This is a genomic window from Pseudomonas graminis, assembly GCF_001705435.1.
Taxonomy (GTDB): domain Bacteria; phylum Pseudomonadota; class Gammaproteobacteria; order Pseudomonadales; family Pseudomonadaceae; genus Aquipseudomonas; species Aquipseudomonas graminis_B.
In genome coordinates, this window is record NZ_MDEN01000065.1 from 80611 (window position 1) to 95784 (window position 15174).

Consider the following 15174-nt stretch of genomic DNA (forward strand, 5'->3'; position numbering starts at 1 on the left):
CACTAAAAGACCGCACGCGCCCGTAGGACCGGCTTCAGCCGGGAAGCTCTTGATCTGCTCTTGATCTGCTCTTGATCTGCTCTTGATCTGCTCTTGATCTGCTCTTGATCTGCTTTTGATCTTCCTGCGCAGAAGGTCCAGACACCGCCAATCGCGACTTTGGTGCAGGCCGAACGTAGACGACGCGGAGTGGGCCGAGCCGCATGGATGCGGCGAGAGCGCCGTCAGGACATGGATGTCCGTTCGGCGCGGGCCCACGGAGCGTCGTCGGAGTGAGGGAACCCGACGAAGTCGGGCCAAGCCGAGAGCAGGCACTTTTGGTTACTTTTAGTGCTTTTTAAAAGTAACTCGCCGAAGGCGAAACAGTCTGCCCCTAGGCAGACGCTTGTGATTCTGGCGCCCTCAGCCTTAGCAGACGAGCCCCGTCAAACGGATCAACCAACCAATGCCCCCGCACCCCAAACACGTCACCCAACAGCTCCGGCGACAACACATCAAACGGCGACCCCAGCGCCACCAAACGCCCGCCATCCATCACCGCCAGACGATCACACCCCAACGCCTGATTCAAATCATGCAACGCCACCACCGTCGTCACCGGCAACTGCTGAACCAACCGCAAAATCGACAACTGCTGCTGAATATCCAAATGATTCGTCGGCTCATCCAGCAACAACACCTGCGGCCGCTGCGCCAGCGCCCGCGCAATATGCCCGCGCTGCTGCTCCCCGCCCGACAACGTATGCCACGCCCGATGCGCCAGGTGCTGCAAACTCACATCCGCCAACGCCTGCGCCACAATCCGGTCATCAACCTCACCCCACGGCGCCAGCGCCGACAGCCACGGCGTACGGCCCAGCTCAACCGCCTGCAACAGACTGATCGAATCACCCGTCTGCGCATGCTGCTCCACCACCGCCACCTGCCGCGCAATGTCTCGCCGGCTCAACGCCGACAAGCGCTGCCCACCCAGGCGAACGTCGCCCTGGGACGGCGTTTGAATCCCCGCCAGCAACTTCAGCAGCGTCGACTTCCCCGAGCCATTGGGCCCGACGACCCCCAGGTTTTCCCCCGGCCGAATCGCCAGGCTTACCCCGCTGAGCAGTGGCGCGCCCTTGACCGAGTAACTCAGGTCGCTGCCTTCGAGCATGGCGCCGGACACCTCCTGACGCGCGTTCATCGAGGACGATTCCCGCGGACCAGAATCATGGCAAACACCGGCGCGCCCACCAGCGCCGTGATGACCCCGATCGGCAACACCTGACCCTTGATCAAGGTGCGCGACAGCACATCGGCGGCAATCATGAACAGCGCGCCGATCAGGGCGCTCAAGGGCAGCAACCGGGCATGGCGCACGCCCGCCACCAGGCGCACCGCATGGGGAATCACCAGACCGACGAAGCCGATGGAGCCGACAATCGACACCATCACCGCCGTCATCAGTGCGGCGGTGAGGATCAGCACCGCCTGCACCCGGCGCACCGGAATGCCCAGGGACGCGGCCGAATCGCTGCCAAACGTGAACGCATCCAGCGCGCGCCGATGCCACAGGCACACCAGCAAACCGAGGACCACGACCGGCACCGACAGCGCCACCGACGACCAGCGCACGCCGCTGAGATTGCCCAGCAGCCAGAACATGATCCCGCGGGCCTGCTCGGCATTGGCCGACTTGGTGATCAGGAAGGACGTCAGGGCGTTGAACAGCTGGGACCCGGCAATGCCCGCCAGGATGATCTGGCCCGCAGCGGTCTGGCCCCGAGAGGAGCGGGCGAGCAGGGCGACCAGCGCAAAGGCGGCAATCGCCCCGGCAAATGCGCCGGTGGACAGGGAGATCGTCCCGGCACCGATGCCGATGATCGCCACCAAGACCGCGCCGGTTGAAGCACCGGCAGAAATGCCCAGCAAGTAGGGGTCGGCCAAGGGGTTGCGCAGCAGCGATTGCAAAACTACGCCCGACACCGCCAGCCCTGCACCGCAGGTGGCGGCAACGATGGCCCGGGTCAGGCGGTAATTCCAGACGATGCCCTCGTCGATCGGGTCGAGGGGAAAACCCGCGGCCCACAGCTTGTTCGCCAGCACCTGAACGATCACCGGCAGGCTGATCGACGTCTCGCCGATCGCCACGCCCGCGAGCACCGCCAACGCCAGTAATGCGATGGCCCAAGCGCCATGCCCGAAGATGCGGACGACGCTCGACCGGAGCATGCCGACAGACGTCATGGCGCGAGAGTGGCCCCGGCCAGCTGTTCGATACCGTCAAACAGCCGCACGCTGGACTCCATGGCGCTGGCGTCCATGATCACGATGCGATTGTTTTTCACTGCATCCATATTGCGGGTGACCGGATCAGAGCGGAGGAAGGCCAGCTTCTTTTCGTGATCGTCGGCCGGGAAGCGGCGACGGTCCATGCGTGCGATGACCAGCACGGTCGGGTTGGCCTTGGCGATGGTTTCCCAGCCCACGGTCGGCCATTCCTCATCGGAGTCGATGACGTTGCGCATGCCGAGGGTGTCGAGCATGAAGTTGGGAATGCCCTTGCGCCCGGCCACGTACGGATCGACGTTGATGTCAGGGCTGGAAAACCAGAACACCGCCGAGACGGGTGGGTTGGCATGGGCTTTTGCCTGCGCCACAGCTTTGGCCAGCCGCCCCTGATAATCCGCGATCAGGTGCTCGCCACGGTCTTGCACATCGAAGATCTGCGCCAGCTGACCGAGGCTTTTGTACAGCGTTTCGATGCGGAAGGCTTCGAGGCGCGTGCCGTCGGCGCCGACCCGGTTGTTCTTGCCCTCGCAATCGGAGGGCAGGATGTAGGTGGAAATGCCTAAATCGCGAAACTGCTCGCGGGTGCCGACCGCGCCCTGTGGGCCGACCATCCACTCAAACTGCACCGGGACGAAATCCGGGCGTTTGCCGATCACCGATTCGAAGCTCGGCGCATTGTCGGCCAGGCGCTCGATGCCGTCGTTGAGGGTTTGGTACTGGGGCAGGACGGGGTTGAACCACAGTGACGTGCCCACGACCTTCGGGCCCAGGCCAAGGGCATAGAGCATTTCGGTGGCGGCCTGGCCGATGGTCACGGTTTTCTGCGGCGCGTGGTTGAACGTCAGCGCTTCGCCACAGTTGTCCACGGTCAAGGGGTAGGCCGTCGACGCCGCGAGCGCGGCGGTGGGCAAGGTCAGCGTGACGAACAGGGCGGCGAGGCGGCGCAGCGGCATGAACAGCGATCTCCAGAAAGCCTGATTGCTTGGCGAAGCAGGCGCTGGAAAGTCCATCCCGGCAGGCGCCCTGAAAGTGGGGGCGCGCACAGCGTGCGCGAAACGACGCACGAACGGGAGTCCTTCCCCGGACACCCCGCCGGTGAATGAATATGCTGGCCGGCAGGTCTCCTGACTGGCGCTTCATTGCCATGCTTCGGCCTTCCCGGGGTGACCCAGTGGCAAACAGGAAGCAGGGCTCGGCGCCTACAGTTGCGGGGACAGTTCCGTTTGAGCGCGATGACGCGCCCGGGATTCCCTATTAATTCCGAGTGGAAACCGGCGGCGGGGATACTAAACGATTCGGCGGGTGGAGGCGAATGCGGCGGTGGTGTGCCGGAGATGTATTGGCACCTCGCAGTAACTGGACGGACGCAACACCTGTGGGAGTGAGCTTGCTCACGAAGAGGCGGTACATTCACTTGATCTTCAGCGGCTGGAATGCCGTCTTCGCGAGCAAGCTCGCTCCCACAAGGTATGTGTTTGCAGCGCCATCGGCGTGAGCTCAACACCACCGGCTTAGAGCTTAAACGGCCAACCGACGATCTTCTTGGGCCGTGGCGTGGCGTAGGTCCGCACTTTGGAGGTCTTCAATCCCAGACGCACCAGCGATTCCGCCAGTGCCACCGCTGCGGTGACCCCATCCACCACCGGCACGCCCGCGCGTTCGCGGATGAGTTGATCCAGCCCGGCCATGCCGCCACAGCCCAGGCAGATCACCTCGGCCTTGTCCCGGTTCACCGCTTCGATGGCCTGCTCGACGATTGCCTCGACCGCACGCTCCGGCGATTCCTCCAGCTCCAGCACGCTCATGCCGCTGGCCCGCACCGAGGCGCAGCGCTCGTACACCCCGGCCAGCTTCAGGCGGTCTTCGATCAGCGGCACAGTGCGGTCCAGCGTGGTGACCACCGCGTATTTATGCCCCAGCAGCATCGCCAGGCTGGCCGCCGCTTCGGTGATGTCCACCACCGGCACGTCGAGCAGCTCCTGCAAACCTTCGCGGCCATGCTCGCCATAACCGGCCTGAATGACCGCGTCATAAGGCCCTTCGTAGGACATGACCCGGTCCATCACCGCGATGGCCGCGAGGTAACTTTCAAAATTGCCTTCCACCGACTCGGCGCCGAAGCGCGGGGTCAGACCAATGATCTCGGTGCCGGGCGAGGCCACGCTGCGGGCCTGCTCGGCGATGGTCTCGGTCATGGATTCAGTGGTGTTGACGTTGACGATCAGAATTCGCATGGACGGATCTCGCGCAGGGAACAAAGCCGGGCGTCTGGCCCGGCGTCATTGGGCACGATATCAGTCTTTGCCGGGGACCGGCGCCTGCAGGGCAATGAAGCCCTGATCGCGCATGGCTTGCCAGAAACCATCCGGCACCTGTGCGTTGAGCGCGGTAACGTCTTCGATGATCCGCGACGGCCGGCTCGCGCCTGGAATCACCGCTGCCACCAGCGGATTGGCGAGGACGAACTGCAGCGCTGCCGACTTGATGTCGACCTGATACTGCCGAGCGATTTCCTGGATGTGCGCCACTTTGTCGAGCATCGCCTGGGACGCTTCCTGATATTCGAAATGCTTGCCGCCCACCAGCACGCCGGAGCTGTAAGGCCCGCCGACGACGAACTCGGCGTTGTGCTGGCGGGCCTTGTCGAACAGCCGTTGCAGCGGCTGGTCATGGTCGAGAAGGGAATAACGACCGGCGAGCAGAAAGCCATCTGGCTGGGCTTCTTCCAGGTCCAAAGTCAGTTCGCACGGCTCGACGCGGTTGACGCCCAGGCCCCAGGCCTTGATCACGCCTTCTTCGCGCAGACGGGTGAGGGCGCGGAAAGCGCCGGTGCGAGCGATGTTGAAATGCTCGATCCAGGCATCGCCATGGGCGTCCTGGGCGACGTCGTGGACAAACACGATATCCAGTCGGTCGGTGTTCAGCCGTTTCAGGCTCGCTTCAATGGAACGCAACGTGGCGTCGGCGGAGTAGTCGGTGACAATCTTGTTTTTCAGGCCTTCGGCGAAAGGACCACTGCGCGTTTCGGTGTCGATCTCATCGGAAATCAGCCGGCCGACTTTGGTGCTCAAGGTGTACTGGTCGCGGGGGATGCCCGCCAGTGCCTTGCCCACCCGCTGCTCGGACAGGCCGGCGCCGTAGATGGGTGCGGTGTCGAAATAGCGGATGCCCTGGTCCCAGGCGGATTGAACGGTGGCTGCCGCTTCGTCTTCGTCAATGGTGCGAAACATGTTGCCCAAGGGCGCGGAGCCGAAGCCGAGGCGGCCGATGATCTTGTCGTGCAGACTCATGGGGATTTTTTCCTGTGCGGTGAGGCGTGTCTGGATGCGCGGCTCATGACGCCGTCTTCGCCCGATAAGGAACAGCGCGACGAAAGCGGCGAGGCTTGTTTACTGACTGCTGATTGCCATAGGTGTTCTTGATAGTGTCGATCGGTCTTGTTGCACCTGAGGCGCCTGCTAAGCTCCACGCATTGAATAGAGTCTTCAGCAAACCTACCGAAACGAGGAAACTGCCATGCAATCTCACTCCCCCGATGCTGCGCCGCTTGCACCGCACCCTGGGCATCAGCCCGATGAGCCGGAAACGGAACTCGATGCCGATATGGATCCGGGTAACGAAGACCCGGGTTCCCAGTTTGATCGTGACGCCACGGTTCCCCTGATCGATCCGGATAAATGACGGCGTAGCTCATTACAGATGCACTTCGACCGCCAGCGGCAGGTGATCGGACAAATGCGTCCACGGCCGCGTGCCGAGGATTTTCGGGTGGTGGCTGGTGGCGTTGCGCAAATAGATACGGTCAAGGCGCAGCATCGGGAAGCGCGCCGGATAGGTCTTCGCCAACCGCCCCTGACTGCGCTCGAAGGCTTCGTGGAGGTAGCCGCAGCGCTGCAGGCGCTTGTTGCCCTGCAGCTGCCAGTCGTTGAAATCGCCGGCGATGACCACCGGGGCGTCCTCGGGCAGGGAGTCAAGCAGGTCGCAGAGCAGGTTCAGCTGCAATTGCCGATGGCTCTCCAACAGGCTGAGGTGCACACAAATCGCATGGACTTCCGCATGCCCCGGCACCTGCAGCACGCAATGCAAGAGGCCGCGGCGCTCCGGCCCGGTGATGGAAATGTCCAGATTGCGGTAATGCAGGATCGGGTATTTGGACAGCAGCGCGTTGCCGTGGTGACCGTCGGGGTAGACCGCGTTGCGGCCATAGGCGAAGTCCGTCCACATGCTGTCGGCGAGAAATTCGTAGTGCGGCGTGTCGGGCCAGTCTTCGTACTTGGCGGCATGGCGGTCATGCCCGCCGAGGACTTCCTGGAGAAACACCAGATCGGCACCGGTGCTGCGCACGGCCTCACGCAATTCCGGCAGGATGAAACGCCGGTTCAGTGCAGTGAAGCCCTTGTGGGTGTTCACGGTCAGCACGCGCAGTTTGTGGACTTCGCGCAACGTGGCCGGGTCCGGAGGGATAGCGTTCGAGCCAGAGGGGTCGTGGGTCACGCCCTCACTCCTGTTCGGGGGATGTGCTATTCCGACCGGGACGCGAGGCGGCAGTTCAGCTTTTAGGTGGGACCGGCTCTAGCCGGGGGATTTCAACAGCCATTTAGTGGCATGATCGCCGGCCGCTTCCCTCTGTAGGACCGGCTTTAGCCGGGAAGCCGTTATACCGCGCGTTCTCTACACCCGCGTATCGACCGGCGTCCTGCGCGACAGCACCACCGCCAGCGTCAGCGCCGCCACCGACAACACTGCAGCGAAAAAGAAAATCCAGCCATAGCCCATGCCCAGCGCCACGGCACCCATCAGCGGTCCGGCAATGGCCAGCGCCAGGTCGAAGAACACCGCGTAAGCGCTGAGCCCGGCACCGCGACTGCTGTTGGGCACCTGCTTGATGGCTTCGACGCCCAGCGCGGGATAGACCAGCGACAGACCAAAACCGGTCAGCCCTGCGCCGATCAGGGCGAAGGTGGTGTCGGGTGCCAGCCAGAGCAGCAACAGACCCAGGGTTTCCACCGTGATGCAGACGATCGCCGAGCGAAAGCCGCCAAAGCGGTTGATCGCGTTGATGAACAGCAAACGCGCGACGATGAAACAGATGCCGAACACCGTCAGGCACCAGGCCGCGCCTTCCCAGCCACGGGCCACGTAAAACAACGTGATGAACGTCGTCAGCGTGCCGTAGCCGATGGAGGACAGGGTCAGGCTCAGGCCAAACGGCGCCACCCGGCCGAACACCGAGAAGAACGGCAGGCGCTCGCCGCGCACCACCGGGATCGCCGTTTTGTTGCGGATCAACAGCAACGCCCCGGCCGCCAGGACGAACAGCACCAACCCCAGGCTGGCAAAGCCCAGCGCCCCGACCATCACCACGCCAAGGGGAGCGCCAATGGCGATGGCGCCGTATGACGCAATGCCATTCCAGGAAATCGAGCGGGCGGTGTGCTCCGAACCGACCTGGCCGATGCACCAGCTGATGGTGCCCACGCCGATCAAGCCCTGGGACGCGCCGAGAAACAGGCGGGCGATGATCAGGATTGTCAGGCTGACGTCTGCGAAACGCTCCAGGAGGATCGCCGCCAGGGTCAGCACGCCGCTCAACGCGATGCCGGACAGCCCGTAAACGATGGCGCGCTTGGTGCCGATGGTGTCGCAGATACGCCCGGCCACCGGGCGACTCAACAGCGTCGCCAGGTACTGCGCACCGATCACCAGCCCCGCGACCACCGCGCTGAAACCCAGCTGGTTGTGCACGTAACCGGGCATCACCGCGATGGGCAGACCGATGCACAGGAAGGCAATGAAGGTGTAGACGACGATGGAGATGATTTGCAGGGTGATCGCCATCGAACTGGCGTCGCTGGCAGGCGTGTTGACAGGCGAAACAGGCGGCTGGGCGGCAGACATGGGGACTCTTCGCTGGAGCGGTGGGAGTGCCGCATCATCGCCCGTGGGGTCGGGAAATGAAAGCTGGCTAACGGTTTTTATCCGGGGTCAGACGGCGGCCGGACTTGCCCGTTCCCGGCTGAAGCCGGTCCTACGAGTGTTCGCATTTGCCTTCGTAGGACCGGCTTTAGCCGGGAACGCGTCGGAGGTCACACCGCAGGATTGGCGGCGCCTGGCCTGGCGTCTTCCCGGCCAACGCCGGTCCCACTGTCACAAAAAAGCCCCGTCACGGTGGACGGGGCTCCCTGGTTTCAGCTTCACTCTGTCAGCGGATTGCCCTGATCAGAACGCGACGCCCTGGCTGCGCAGGTAATCGTCGTAGGTGCCGCTGAAGTCGGTCACGCCACTTGGGCTCAACTCGATGATGCGGGTGGCCAGGGACGATACGAACTCGCGGTCGTGGCTGACGAAGATCAGCGTTCCCGGGTAGTTCTCCAGCGCCAGGTTCAGCGCCTCGATCGACTCCATGTCCAGGTGGTTGGTCGGCTCGTCCATGATCAGCACGTTCGGCTTCTGCAGGATCAGCTTGCCGAACAGCATGCGGCCTTGCTCACCACCGGAGATCACCTTGACCGACTTGAGGATCTCGTCGTTGGAGAACAGCATCCGGCCCAGGGTGCCACGAATGACTTGTTCACCTTGAGTCCATTGGCCCATCCAGTCGAAGAGGGTGACATCGTCTTCGAAGTCGTGGGCGTGGTCCTGGGCGTAGTAACCCAGCTCTGCCGCATCGGTCCACTTGATCGTGCCGGCATCCGGGGTCAGTTCATTGACCAAGGTGCGCAGCAGGGTGGTTTTACCGATCCCGTTCGGGCCGATGATCGCAACGCGTTCGCCGGCTTCAACCTGGAAGCTGAAGTTCTTGAACAGTGGCTTGCCGTCGAAGCCTTTGGCCATTTGGTCAATGATGACCGCCTGACGGTGCAGCTTCTTGTTCTGATCAAAGCGGATGAACGGGCTGACGCGACTCGAAGGCTTGACCTCGGCCAGCTGGATCTTGTCGATCGCCTTGGCACGGGAGGTGGCCTGCTTGGCTTTCGAGGCGTTGGCCGAGAAGCGGCTGACGAACGACTGCAGCTCGGAAATCTGGGCTTTCTTCTTGGCGTTGTCCGACAGCAACTGCTCGCGGGACTGGGTCGCCACGGTCATGTACTCGTCGTAGTTGCCCGGGAACAGACGCAGCTCGCCGTAATCCAGGTCAGCCATGTGGGTGCACACGCTGTTGAGGAAGTGACGGTCGTGAGAAATGATGATCATCAGGCTGGAGCGCTGGGTCAGGATGTTTTCCAGCCAGCGAATCGTGTTGATGTCCAGGTGGTTGGTTGGTTCGTCGAGCAACAGCACTTCAGGGTCGGAGAACAGCGCCTGGGCCAGCAATACGCGCAGTTTCCAGCCAGGGGAGACCTCGCTCATCGGGCCGAAGTGCTGCTCGATGCCGATGCCCAGACCGAGCAACAGCTCGCCGGCGCGGGATTCGGCGGTGTAGCCGTCCATTTCAGCAAATTCGGTTTCCAGCTCGGCCACGGCCATGCCGTCTTCTTCGGTCATTTCCGGCAGCGAATAGATGCGATCGCGCTCAGCCTTGACCTTCCACAGCTCTTCGTGACCCATGATCACGGTGTCGATGACAGAGAAGTCTTCGTAGGCGAACTGGTCCTGACGCAATTTACCCAGGCGCACGTTCGGCTCGAGCATCACCTGGCCGCCGGACGGCTCCAGATCGCCGCCGAGGATCTTCATGAAGGTGGACTTGCCACAGCCATTGGCGCCGATGAGGCCATAGCGGTTGCCACCGCCGAATTTGACCGAAACGTTCTCGAACAGCGGCTTGGCGCCAAACTGCATGGTGATGTTAGCTGTGGAAATCAATTGCTTATCCTGGATTGTTTACAAGGGGCTGATTGGCGATGGCCTTCGACGCCTGGTGGCGATTGCTCGTGATCCAACCAGCAGCCTGCACGTCACCGATGACGGCGACATGACCTGATGAAGATGGGTGAACGGGAGCAGCGTCCGATACGGGTTCAGCGGGTGACCGACCTGCATCGACCACGCTTGCTGTGCGCCGGAGGACGCACATGTCTGGGGCGCGCGCCGCGACCCCGTGAAAGGCTCAAGCGGCGCATGCGAATTCAAGGCGCGGCAGTGTAACACCGTCTTGGTTATCCACCTACCGCCGCTCGCCGGTGAGGATCACCGGATCAGGCGTGCTCGACCTGCGTCCTTACTTTGTTCACCGTGCTGTAATGGGAGAACACGATGCAGCCGATCAGCCGGGAGAACAGGCCCAGGGTTTCGACGAGGTCCGGGCTTTCGAAGGTGCTGGCTTTGGAATCGAGCAGGCACAAGGCGCCGAACAGCTGGCCGTCGGGCAGGCTGATCGGCACGCCGATGTAGCTCTCGATGGCGTATTGCTTGACCACCGGGCGACCCGCATAGCGCTCGCTCTGGCTGATGCTGGGGATGATCAGCGCTTTCGGGTTTGCGATCAGTTCGTTGCACAGCGTGGTTTCCAGCTCCAGCACTTCGCCTTCCTGGATGCCGATGTGAATCTCGTCATAAACCGCGCAGGCGACCCACTCGGAGTCGGTGAACTTGGCAATACCGGCAAAGCGCATGCCGGTCAGCCGCGTCACGAGCCTGAGGATATTCGTCGTCGCTTCAACCTCGGCGATCGCCGAACGCTCTGCGATGGTCAGCAAATCCGGGCAGAGCAGGGAATCCAAAGCCATTGTCGGCTCCATGTCAACGTGGGGTGGCATACCCGGATGGGGCCACATATGTGGCGCAGATTAGCATTTTGTAGGGCAAGCGTATCTCCCGCTCGGCGCGCTGCGACCATTTGTCATGGGGGACCCCGAGTTAAAGGCGGGTGCGGCCGCTGTCAGAGCTGGTGGTTGAACCGCTGGACGGCACCCACCACCTGACGCGCGCCTTCCTGGATCTCAACGATCACGCTGCCGGCCTGGTTGGCCAGCGACAGGCCTTGCTCCGCCTGGGCGCGGGTGCTGCCCATGTCCTTGACCACATCATCCACCAGTTTCTGGTTCTGCTGCACCACCGCGACAATCTCTTCGGTCGCCGTGCTGGTGCGTCCGGCCAGCTGACGCACTTCATCGGCCACCACGGCGAACCCCCGGCCCTGTTCGCCGGCACGGGCGGCTTCGATGGCGGCGTTGAGGGCGAGCAAGTTGGTCTGTTGGGCGATGCCGCCGATGGTTTGCACGATGGTGCTGATCAGCAACGACTGCTTGCCCAGCGCTTCCATGCCATGGGAGGCAGAGAGCATCTGGTCGGCGATGCCGTTCATGGTTTCCACGGTGTTGTTGATCACCGCTGCCCCGCGCTGCGCCGAGACGTCGGTGCGCTGGGAGATCTCGAAGGCTGTGCCGGCCGCGACGCTGATTTCGGCTTCGCGACGTACCTGATCGGTAATGACAGTGGCGAATTTCACCACCTTGTAAAGCTTGCCCTGGGTGTCGTGGACCGGGTTGTAGGTCGCTTCCAGCCACACGTCCTCGCCACGGCTGTTGATGCGTTTGAACCGGTCGGCCACGAAGTCGCCGTTGTTCAGGCGTTTCCAGAACGCTTTGTAGTCTTCGGTGGCGGCGAATTTCGGGTCACAGAACAGGCTGTGGTGCTTGCCGAGAATCTGATCCTGGCTGTAGCCCATTTCCTGGAGGAAGGACTGGTTAGCCTTCAGCACGTGGCCGCCGAGGTCGAATTCGATGACCGCTGTCGAGCGCAGCAGGGCGTTGATGAACGACTCGTTTTCCCGGGCCTTGTTGACTTCGGCGGTGACGTTGGTGGCCAGACATTTGAGGGCGGCCACACGGCCCTGATCATCCTTCAGCGGCGACCACGTGGCGTGAATCCAGATCAGCGAACCGCCTTTGCTGATGAAGCGGTAGTCGTCGGTCACCGCAGTGCCGTTGACGGCCGCTAATTTGAAGTCGCGGAAGCACGGCAGGGTTGCGACGTAGGTCGGAATGAACGCCGCCATGGGCTGGCCAACCAGCTCGTCATGGGAGTAACCGATGGCTGCGCAGAATTTGCTGTTTGCGTCCGTGATGCGCAGGTCGGCATCCACGGTCAGCGACAGCATTTGCTGCATGAGGGCGTCGTGAAAATTTTTCAGCGCGACCAGCTCCGAGCTCAGAGTGGACATTTGCTTTTTGATTTTGGAATTAAACATCTGCCGCTCCTTGGATATGCTCACTTAACTGTCGGCGTTCGGATGCCGAAATTAAGCCCGGTCGTCAGAATGTTTATAGATCAGGCAGGGAGAAAAGGAGGGGGGCGGGAGGAATTTTGGGCAAGAAAAAGCCCGCGATGGGGGGTGCGGGCTTAAAGTCAGTCTTGGAGGAGCAAGTGAAGAGTATCGCCCCCGATGTGAAAAACCTGTGAACGCCTCTCAACAACACTTAATAAATGGCGTTGGTCAGAAAAGCCTTCACGATGGACTTCGCCGCTGGGCTGACTTTCTGGTCGCCCAGCTCTTTGCTGGTGAACCACTTGCAGTCGGCAATTTCGTTGTGGGGGGCAGGGGTGGCGATCATCGTCACCGACACTTCGAACACGTGATGCAACACGGCACCGCCCTCATAGCGAGTGATGTACGCCAGGTCTTCCAGGATCAGACCGGTCTCTTCACGTAATTCGCGCGCAGCGGCCTGCGCAGGCGATTCATCGGCTTCGACTTTGCCGCCGGGAAGGTTCCACCGGGCGTTGGATTTGCGCACGTAAAGGATCTGGTTGTCCCTGCGGCAGATGACTGTGGCTCGCTGTTTCATTGGGGGTTCCTCCACCGTACAACCCGTAAAAGTGCCGCCGTCCCTGGGTATTCACGCGGCTGTCATAAAAGCTTCATAAAGACGTTTGAAGCAGTAACGGTGCCAATGTTCCCTTCATCCTCCTGAATCGGCCGGTATTAAGAAAACCATAGCTCGATTGAGGGGTGTGTCGGGATAACCAGCCAGACGGTGTCTTGTTCAGCCTGATGGGCGGGGTGCCAACATGAACCAATATGCCACTACTTAACCAACGCGCTGATTGGGTTCTTTGGCGGGCGGATCGTGCCCTTGGCGCGATGAACGGTCTTGGCACGCAAACCGTGATGCGCGTTATTGGCGCGGAGTGCACGCCGATGGGGCCCTGTGCGCACTGTGTGGGGTGATCCGTAGCGCGGAGTCTGGTCAGCCCGCGTGGCGTTTCGACCTGCACGCACCTGGATTTCAACCCATGTGATTGAAAACACCGGTGATTCTCGCCGCTTCTTTTACCGCCTGACTCTGTGGCACACTTTCTGCTGTCTATTCCGTTGTGGCAAACAAGGTTCCGCTATAGCGGAATAAATACAACCGGCGGAGTTTCTCTCATGCGGCGCGGATCCCTTTCTTTGAAAGCTTGTGCATTGGCCCTGATAACGGCAGCAACGTTGGCAACGACGGCCTATGCCGCCGACAGCAAGCTGGACAACGTCCTGCAGCGCGGCCATCTCATCGTGGGTACCGGGAGCACCAATGCCCCTTGGCACTTTCAGGGTGCGGACGGCAAGTTGCAGGGTTTTGATATCGACATCGCGCGCATCGTCGCCAAGGGCTTGTTTAATGATCCGAGCAAGGTCGAGTTTGTCGTGCAGTCCTCCGACGCGCGAATTCCGAACCTGCTGACGGATAAAGTCGACATGAGCTGCCAGTTCATCACGGTGACTGCCAGCCGCGCCCAGCAGGTGGAGTTCACGCTGCCTTATTACCGCGAAGGCGTGGCGCTGCTGCTGCCGAGCAACAGCAAGTACAAGGAAATCGACGACCTGAAAGGCGCGGGTGATGGCGTCACCGTTGCCGTGCTGCAGAACGTCTACGCCGAAGAGCTGGTGCATCAGGCGCTGCCCAAGGCGAAAGTCGACCAGTACGACAGCGTCGACCTGATGTACCAGGCCATCAACTCCGGTCGCGCCGATGCGGCGGCCACCGATCAGTCGTCGGTGAAATACCTGATGGTGCAGAACCCCGGTCGCTATCGTTCGCCCGCGTTCGCCTGGAGCCCGCAAACCTACGCGTGCGCCGTCAAACGTGGCGATCAGGACTGGCTGAACTTCGTCAACACCGCTCTGCATGAAGCCATGACCGGCGTTGAATTCCCGATGTACGCCGAGTCGTTCAAGAAGTGGTTCGGCGTGGACCTGCCGACCCCGGCGATCGGTTTCCCGATGGAATACAAATAACCCGCGCCGCTCGCGTCGCCCACTGAAGGGGGCGGGGACGGCCGTGATGCCGTCCCGCCCCAGGTACTGCTGACCATGAATTATCAGCTGAATTTTGCAGCGGTCTGGCGGGATTTCCCCAGTCTGCTGGCAGGGCTGGGGCTCGGCCTGGAACTGGCCCTGATTTCCATCGCCATCGGTTGCGTCATCGGCATGCTGGCAGCATTCGCGATGCTGTCCCGCTACCGCGCCCTGCGGATCGTCGCGTCGATTTACGTGACCGTGGTGCGCAACACGCCGATTCTGGTGCTGATCCTGTTGATTTACTTTGCCATGCCCAGCCTGGGCATTCGTCTGGACAAGATCCCGTCGTTCATCGTCACCCTGTCGCTGTATGCCGGGGCGTATCTGACCGAAGTGTTCCGCGCTGGCCTGCTGAGCATCCACAAGGGCCAGCGCGAAGCGGGGCTGGCGATCGGCCTCGGCGAATGGCAGGTGCGCGCGTACATCGTCGTGCCGGTGATGTTGCGCAACGTGCTGCCGGCGCTGTCGAACAACTTCATTTCGCTGTTCAAGGACACGTCGCTGGCCGCTGCCATCGCGGTGCCGGAACTGACCTATTACGCGCGCAAGATCAACGTCGAGAGCTACCGGGTGATTGAAACCTGGCTGGTGACCACGGCGCTGTACGTCGCCGCCTGTTACCTCATTGCCATGCTGCTGCGTTACCTCGAGCAGCGTCTGGCGATTCGCCGCTAGGAGGC

14 protein-coding genes, 1 pseudogene and 1 riboswitch are annotated in these 15174 nt (G+C 61.9%); of the genes and pseudogenes, 3 read left to right on the plus strand and 12 right to left on the minus strand.

Features of this window, described 5'->3' with window-relative positions:
- Positions 1–373: 373 nt before the first annotated feature.
- From BBI10_RS17115 to BBI10_RS17135, 5 genes are all read right to left on the minus strand, one after another.
- Positions 374–1180 carry an ABC transporter ATP-binding protein gene (locus BBI10_RS17115; protein WP_065990391.1) on the minus strand — a complete coding sequence of 269 codons (807 nt, stop codon included), beginning with the start codon at positions 1178–1180 and terminating at the stop codon, positions 374–376.
- A complete protein-coding gene (locus BBI10_RS17120) occupies positions 1177–2208 on the minus strand; it encodes a FecCD family ABC transporter permease (RefSeq protein ID WP_065990393.1) in 1032 nt (343 codons plus the stop codon). Before BBI10_RS17120 ends, BBI10_RS17115 begins: the two co-directional genes overlap by 4 nt.
- An 11-nt stretch (positions 2209–2219) precedes the next feature.
- The gene (locus BBI10_RS17125; protein ID WP_065990395.1) at positions 2220–3221 is read right to left on the minus strand and encodes an ABC transporter substrate-binding protein; all 1002 of its coding nucleotides are present in this window, start codon (positions 3219–3221) and stop codon (positions 2220–2222) included.
- 144 nt (positions 3222–3365) lie between these two features.
- Positions 3366–3559, minus strand: a riboswitch (cobalamin riboswitch).
- A 220-nt stretch (positions 3560–3779) separates the two neighbouring features.
- A complete protein-coding gene (locus BBI10_RS17130; RefSeq protein ID WP_065990397.1) occupies positions 3780–4502 on the minus strand; it encodes an aspartate/glutamate racemase family protein in 723 nt (240 codons plus the stop codon).
- 60 nt (positions 4503–4562) lie between these two features.
- Positions 4563–5558 carry an aldo/keto reductase gene (locus tag BBI10_RS17135; RefSeq protein ID WP_065990399.1) on the minus strand — a complete coding sequence of 332 codons (996 nt, stop codon included), beginning with the start codon at positions 5556–5558 and terminating at the stop codon, positions 4563–4565.
- A gap of 226 nt (positions 5559–5784) precedes the next feature.
- Here BBI10_RS17135 and BBI10_RS27595 point away from each other — a divergent pair, with 226 nt between their 5' ends.
- Positions 5785–5949 (plus strand): hypothetical protein, encoded by a 165-nt coding sequence (locus tag BBI10_RS27595; protein ID WP_167355805.1) that lies wholly within the window; start codon positions 5785–5787, stop codon positions 5947–5949.
- Between the two features lie 12 nt (positions 5950–5961).
- Here BBI10_RS27595 and BBI10_RS17140 read toward each other — a convergent pair whose 3' ends face one another.
- From BBI10_RS17140 to BBI10_RS17165, 7 genes and pseudogenes are all read right to left on the minus strand, one after another.
- Positions 5962–6732, minus strand: a complete 771-nt coding sequence (locus BBI10_RS17140) for an endonuclease/exonuclease/phosphatase family protein (protein ID WP_244160391.1) — start codon at positions 6730–6732, stop codon at positions 5962–5964.
- A gap of 207 nt (positions 6733–6939) precedes the next feature.
- A complete protein-coding gene (locus tag BBI10_RS17145; protein WP_065990404.1) occupies positions 6940–8166 on the minus strand; it encodes an MFS transporter in 1227 nt (408 codons plus the stop codon).
- A gap of 321 nt (positions 8167–8487) precedes the next feature.
- Positions 8488–10074 (minus strand): ABC-F family ATPase, encoded by a 1587-nt coding sequence (locus BBI10_RS17150; protein WP_074883050.1) that lies wholly within the window; start codon positions 10072–10074, stop codon positions 8488–8490.
- Positions 10075–10406: 332 nt separating this feature from the next.
- Positions 10407–10937 carry a GAF domain-containing protein gene (locus BBI10_RS17155; RefSeq protein ID WP_065990408.1) on the minus strand — a complete coding sequence of 177 codons (531 nt, stop codon included), beginning with the start codon at positions 10935–10937 and terminating at the stop codon, positions 10407–10409.
- A 152-nt stretch (positions 10938–11089) separates the two neighbouring features.
- The gene (locus BBI10_RS28650) at positions 11090–11539 is read right to left on the minus strand and encodes a methyl-accepting chemotaxis protein (RefSeq protein WP_410933797.1); all 450 of its coding nucleotides are present in this window, start codon (positions 11537–11539) and stop codon (positions 11090–11092) included.
- A gap of 84 nt (positions 11540–11623) precedes the next feature.
- Positions 11624–12400: pseudogene (locus BBI10_RS28655) on the minus strand (PAS domain-containing protein); the annotation flags it as partial.
- Positions 12401–12629: 229 nt separating this feature from the next.
- Positions 12630–12998, minus strand: a complete 369-nt coding sequence (locus BBI10_RS17165) for an NUDIX hydrolase (RefSeq protein WP_065990412.1) — start codon at positions 12996–12998, stop codon at positions 12630–12632.
- A gap of 584 nt (positions 12999–13582) precedes the next feature.
- Between BBI10_RS17165 and BBI10_RS17170 the strand changes: the two genes are divergently transcribed.
- Positions 13583–14431, plus strand: a complete 849-nt coding sequence (locus tag BBI10_RS17170; RefSeq protein ID WP_065990413.1) for a transporter substrate-binding domain-containing protein — start codon at positions 13583–13585, stop codon at positions 14429–14431.
- 75 nt (positions 14432–14506) lie between these two features.
- Positions 14507–15169 (plus strand): amino acid ABC transporter permease, encoded by a 663-nt coding sequence (locus tag BBI10_RS17175; protein WP_065990414.1) that lies wholly within the window; start codon positions 14507–14509, stop codon positions 15167–15169.
- Positions 15170–15174 lie beyond the last annotated feature (5 nt).

Excerpts from the sequence above, each read along its gene's own strand:
- BBI10_RS17115 (WP_065990391.1), bottom strand. The coding sequence starts at position 1,180 with ATGAACGCGCGTCAGGAGGTGTCCGGCGCCATGCTCGAAGGCAGCGAC.
- BBI10_RS17120 (WP_065990393.1), bottom strand. The coding sequence starts at position 2,208 with ATGCTCCGGTCGAGCGTCGTCCGCATCTTCGGGCATGGCGCTTGGGCC.
- BBI10_RS17125 (WP_065990395.1), bottom strand. The coding sequence starts at position 3,221 with ATGCCGCTGCGCCGCCTCGCCGCCCTGTTCGTCACGCTGACCTTGCCC.
- BBI10_RS17130 (WP_065990397.1), bottom strand. The coding sequence starts at position 4,502 with ATGCGAATTCTGATCGTCAACGTCAACACCACTGAATCCATGACCGAG.
- BBI10_RS17135 (WP_065990399.1), bottom strand. The coding sequence starts at position 5,558 with ATGAGTCTGCACGACAAGATCATCGGCCGCCTCGGCTTCGGCTCCGCG.
- BBI10_RS27595 (WP_167355805.1), top strand. The coding sequence starts at position 5,785 with ATGCAATCTCACTCCCCCGATGCTGCGCCGCTTGCACCGCACCCTGGG.
- BBI10_RS17145 (WP_065990404.1), bottom strand. The coding sequence starts at position 8,166 with ATGTCTGCCGCCCAGCCGCCTGTTTCGCCTGTCAACACGCCTGCCAGC.
- BBI10_RS17155 (WP_065990408.1), bottom strand. The coding sequence starts at position 10,937 with ATGGCTTTGGATTCCCTGCTCTGCCCGGATTTGCTGACCATCGCAGAG.
- BBI10_RS17165 (WP_065990412.1), bottom strand. The coding sequence starts at position 12,998 with ATGAAACAGCGAGCCACAGTCATCTGCCGCAGGGACAACCAGATCCTT.
- BBI10_RS17170 (WP_065990413.1), top strand. The coding sequence starts at position 13,583 with ATGCGGCGCGGATCCCTTTCTTTGAAAGCTTGTGCATTGGCCCTGATA.
- BBI10_RS17175 (WP_065990414.1), top strand. The coding sequence starts at position 14,507 with ATGAATTATCAGCTGAATTTTGCAGCGGTCTGGCGGGATTTCCCCAGT.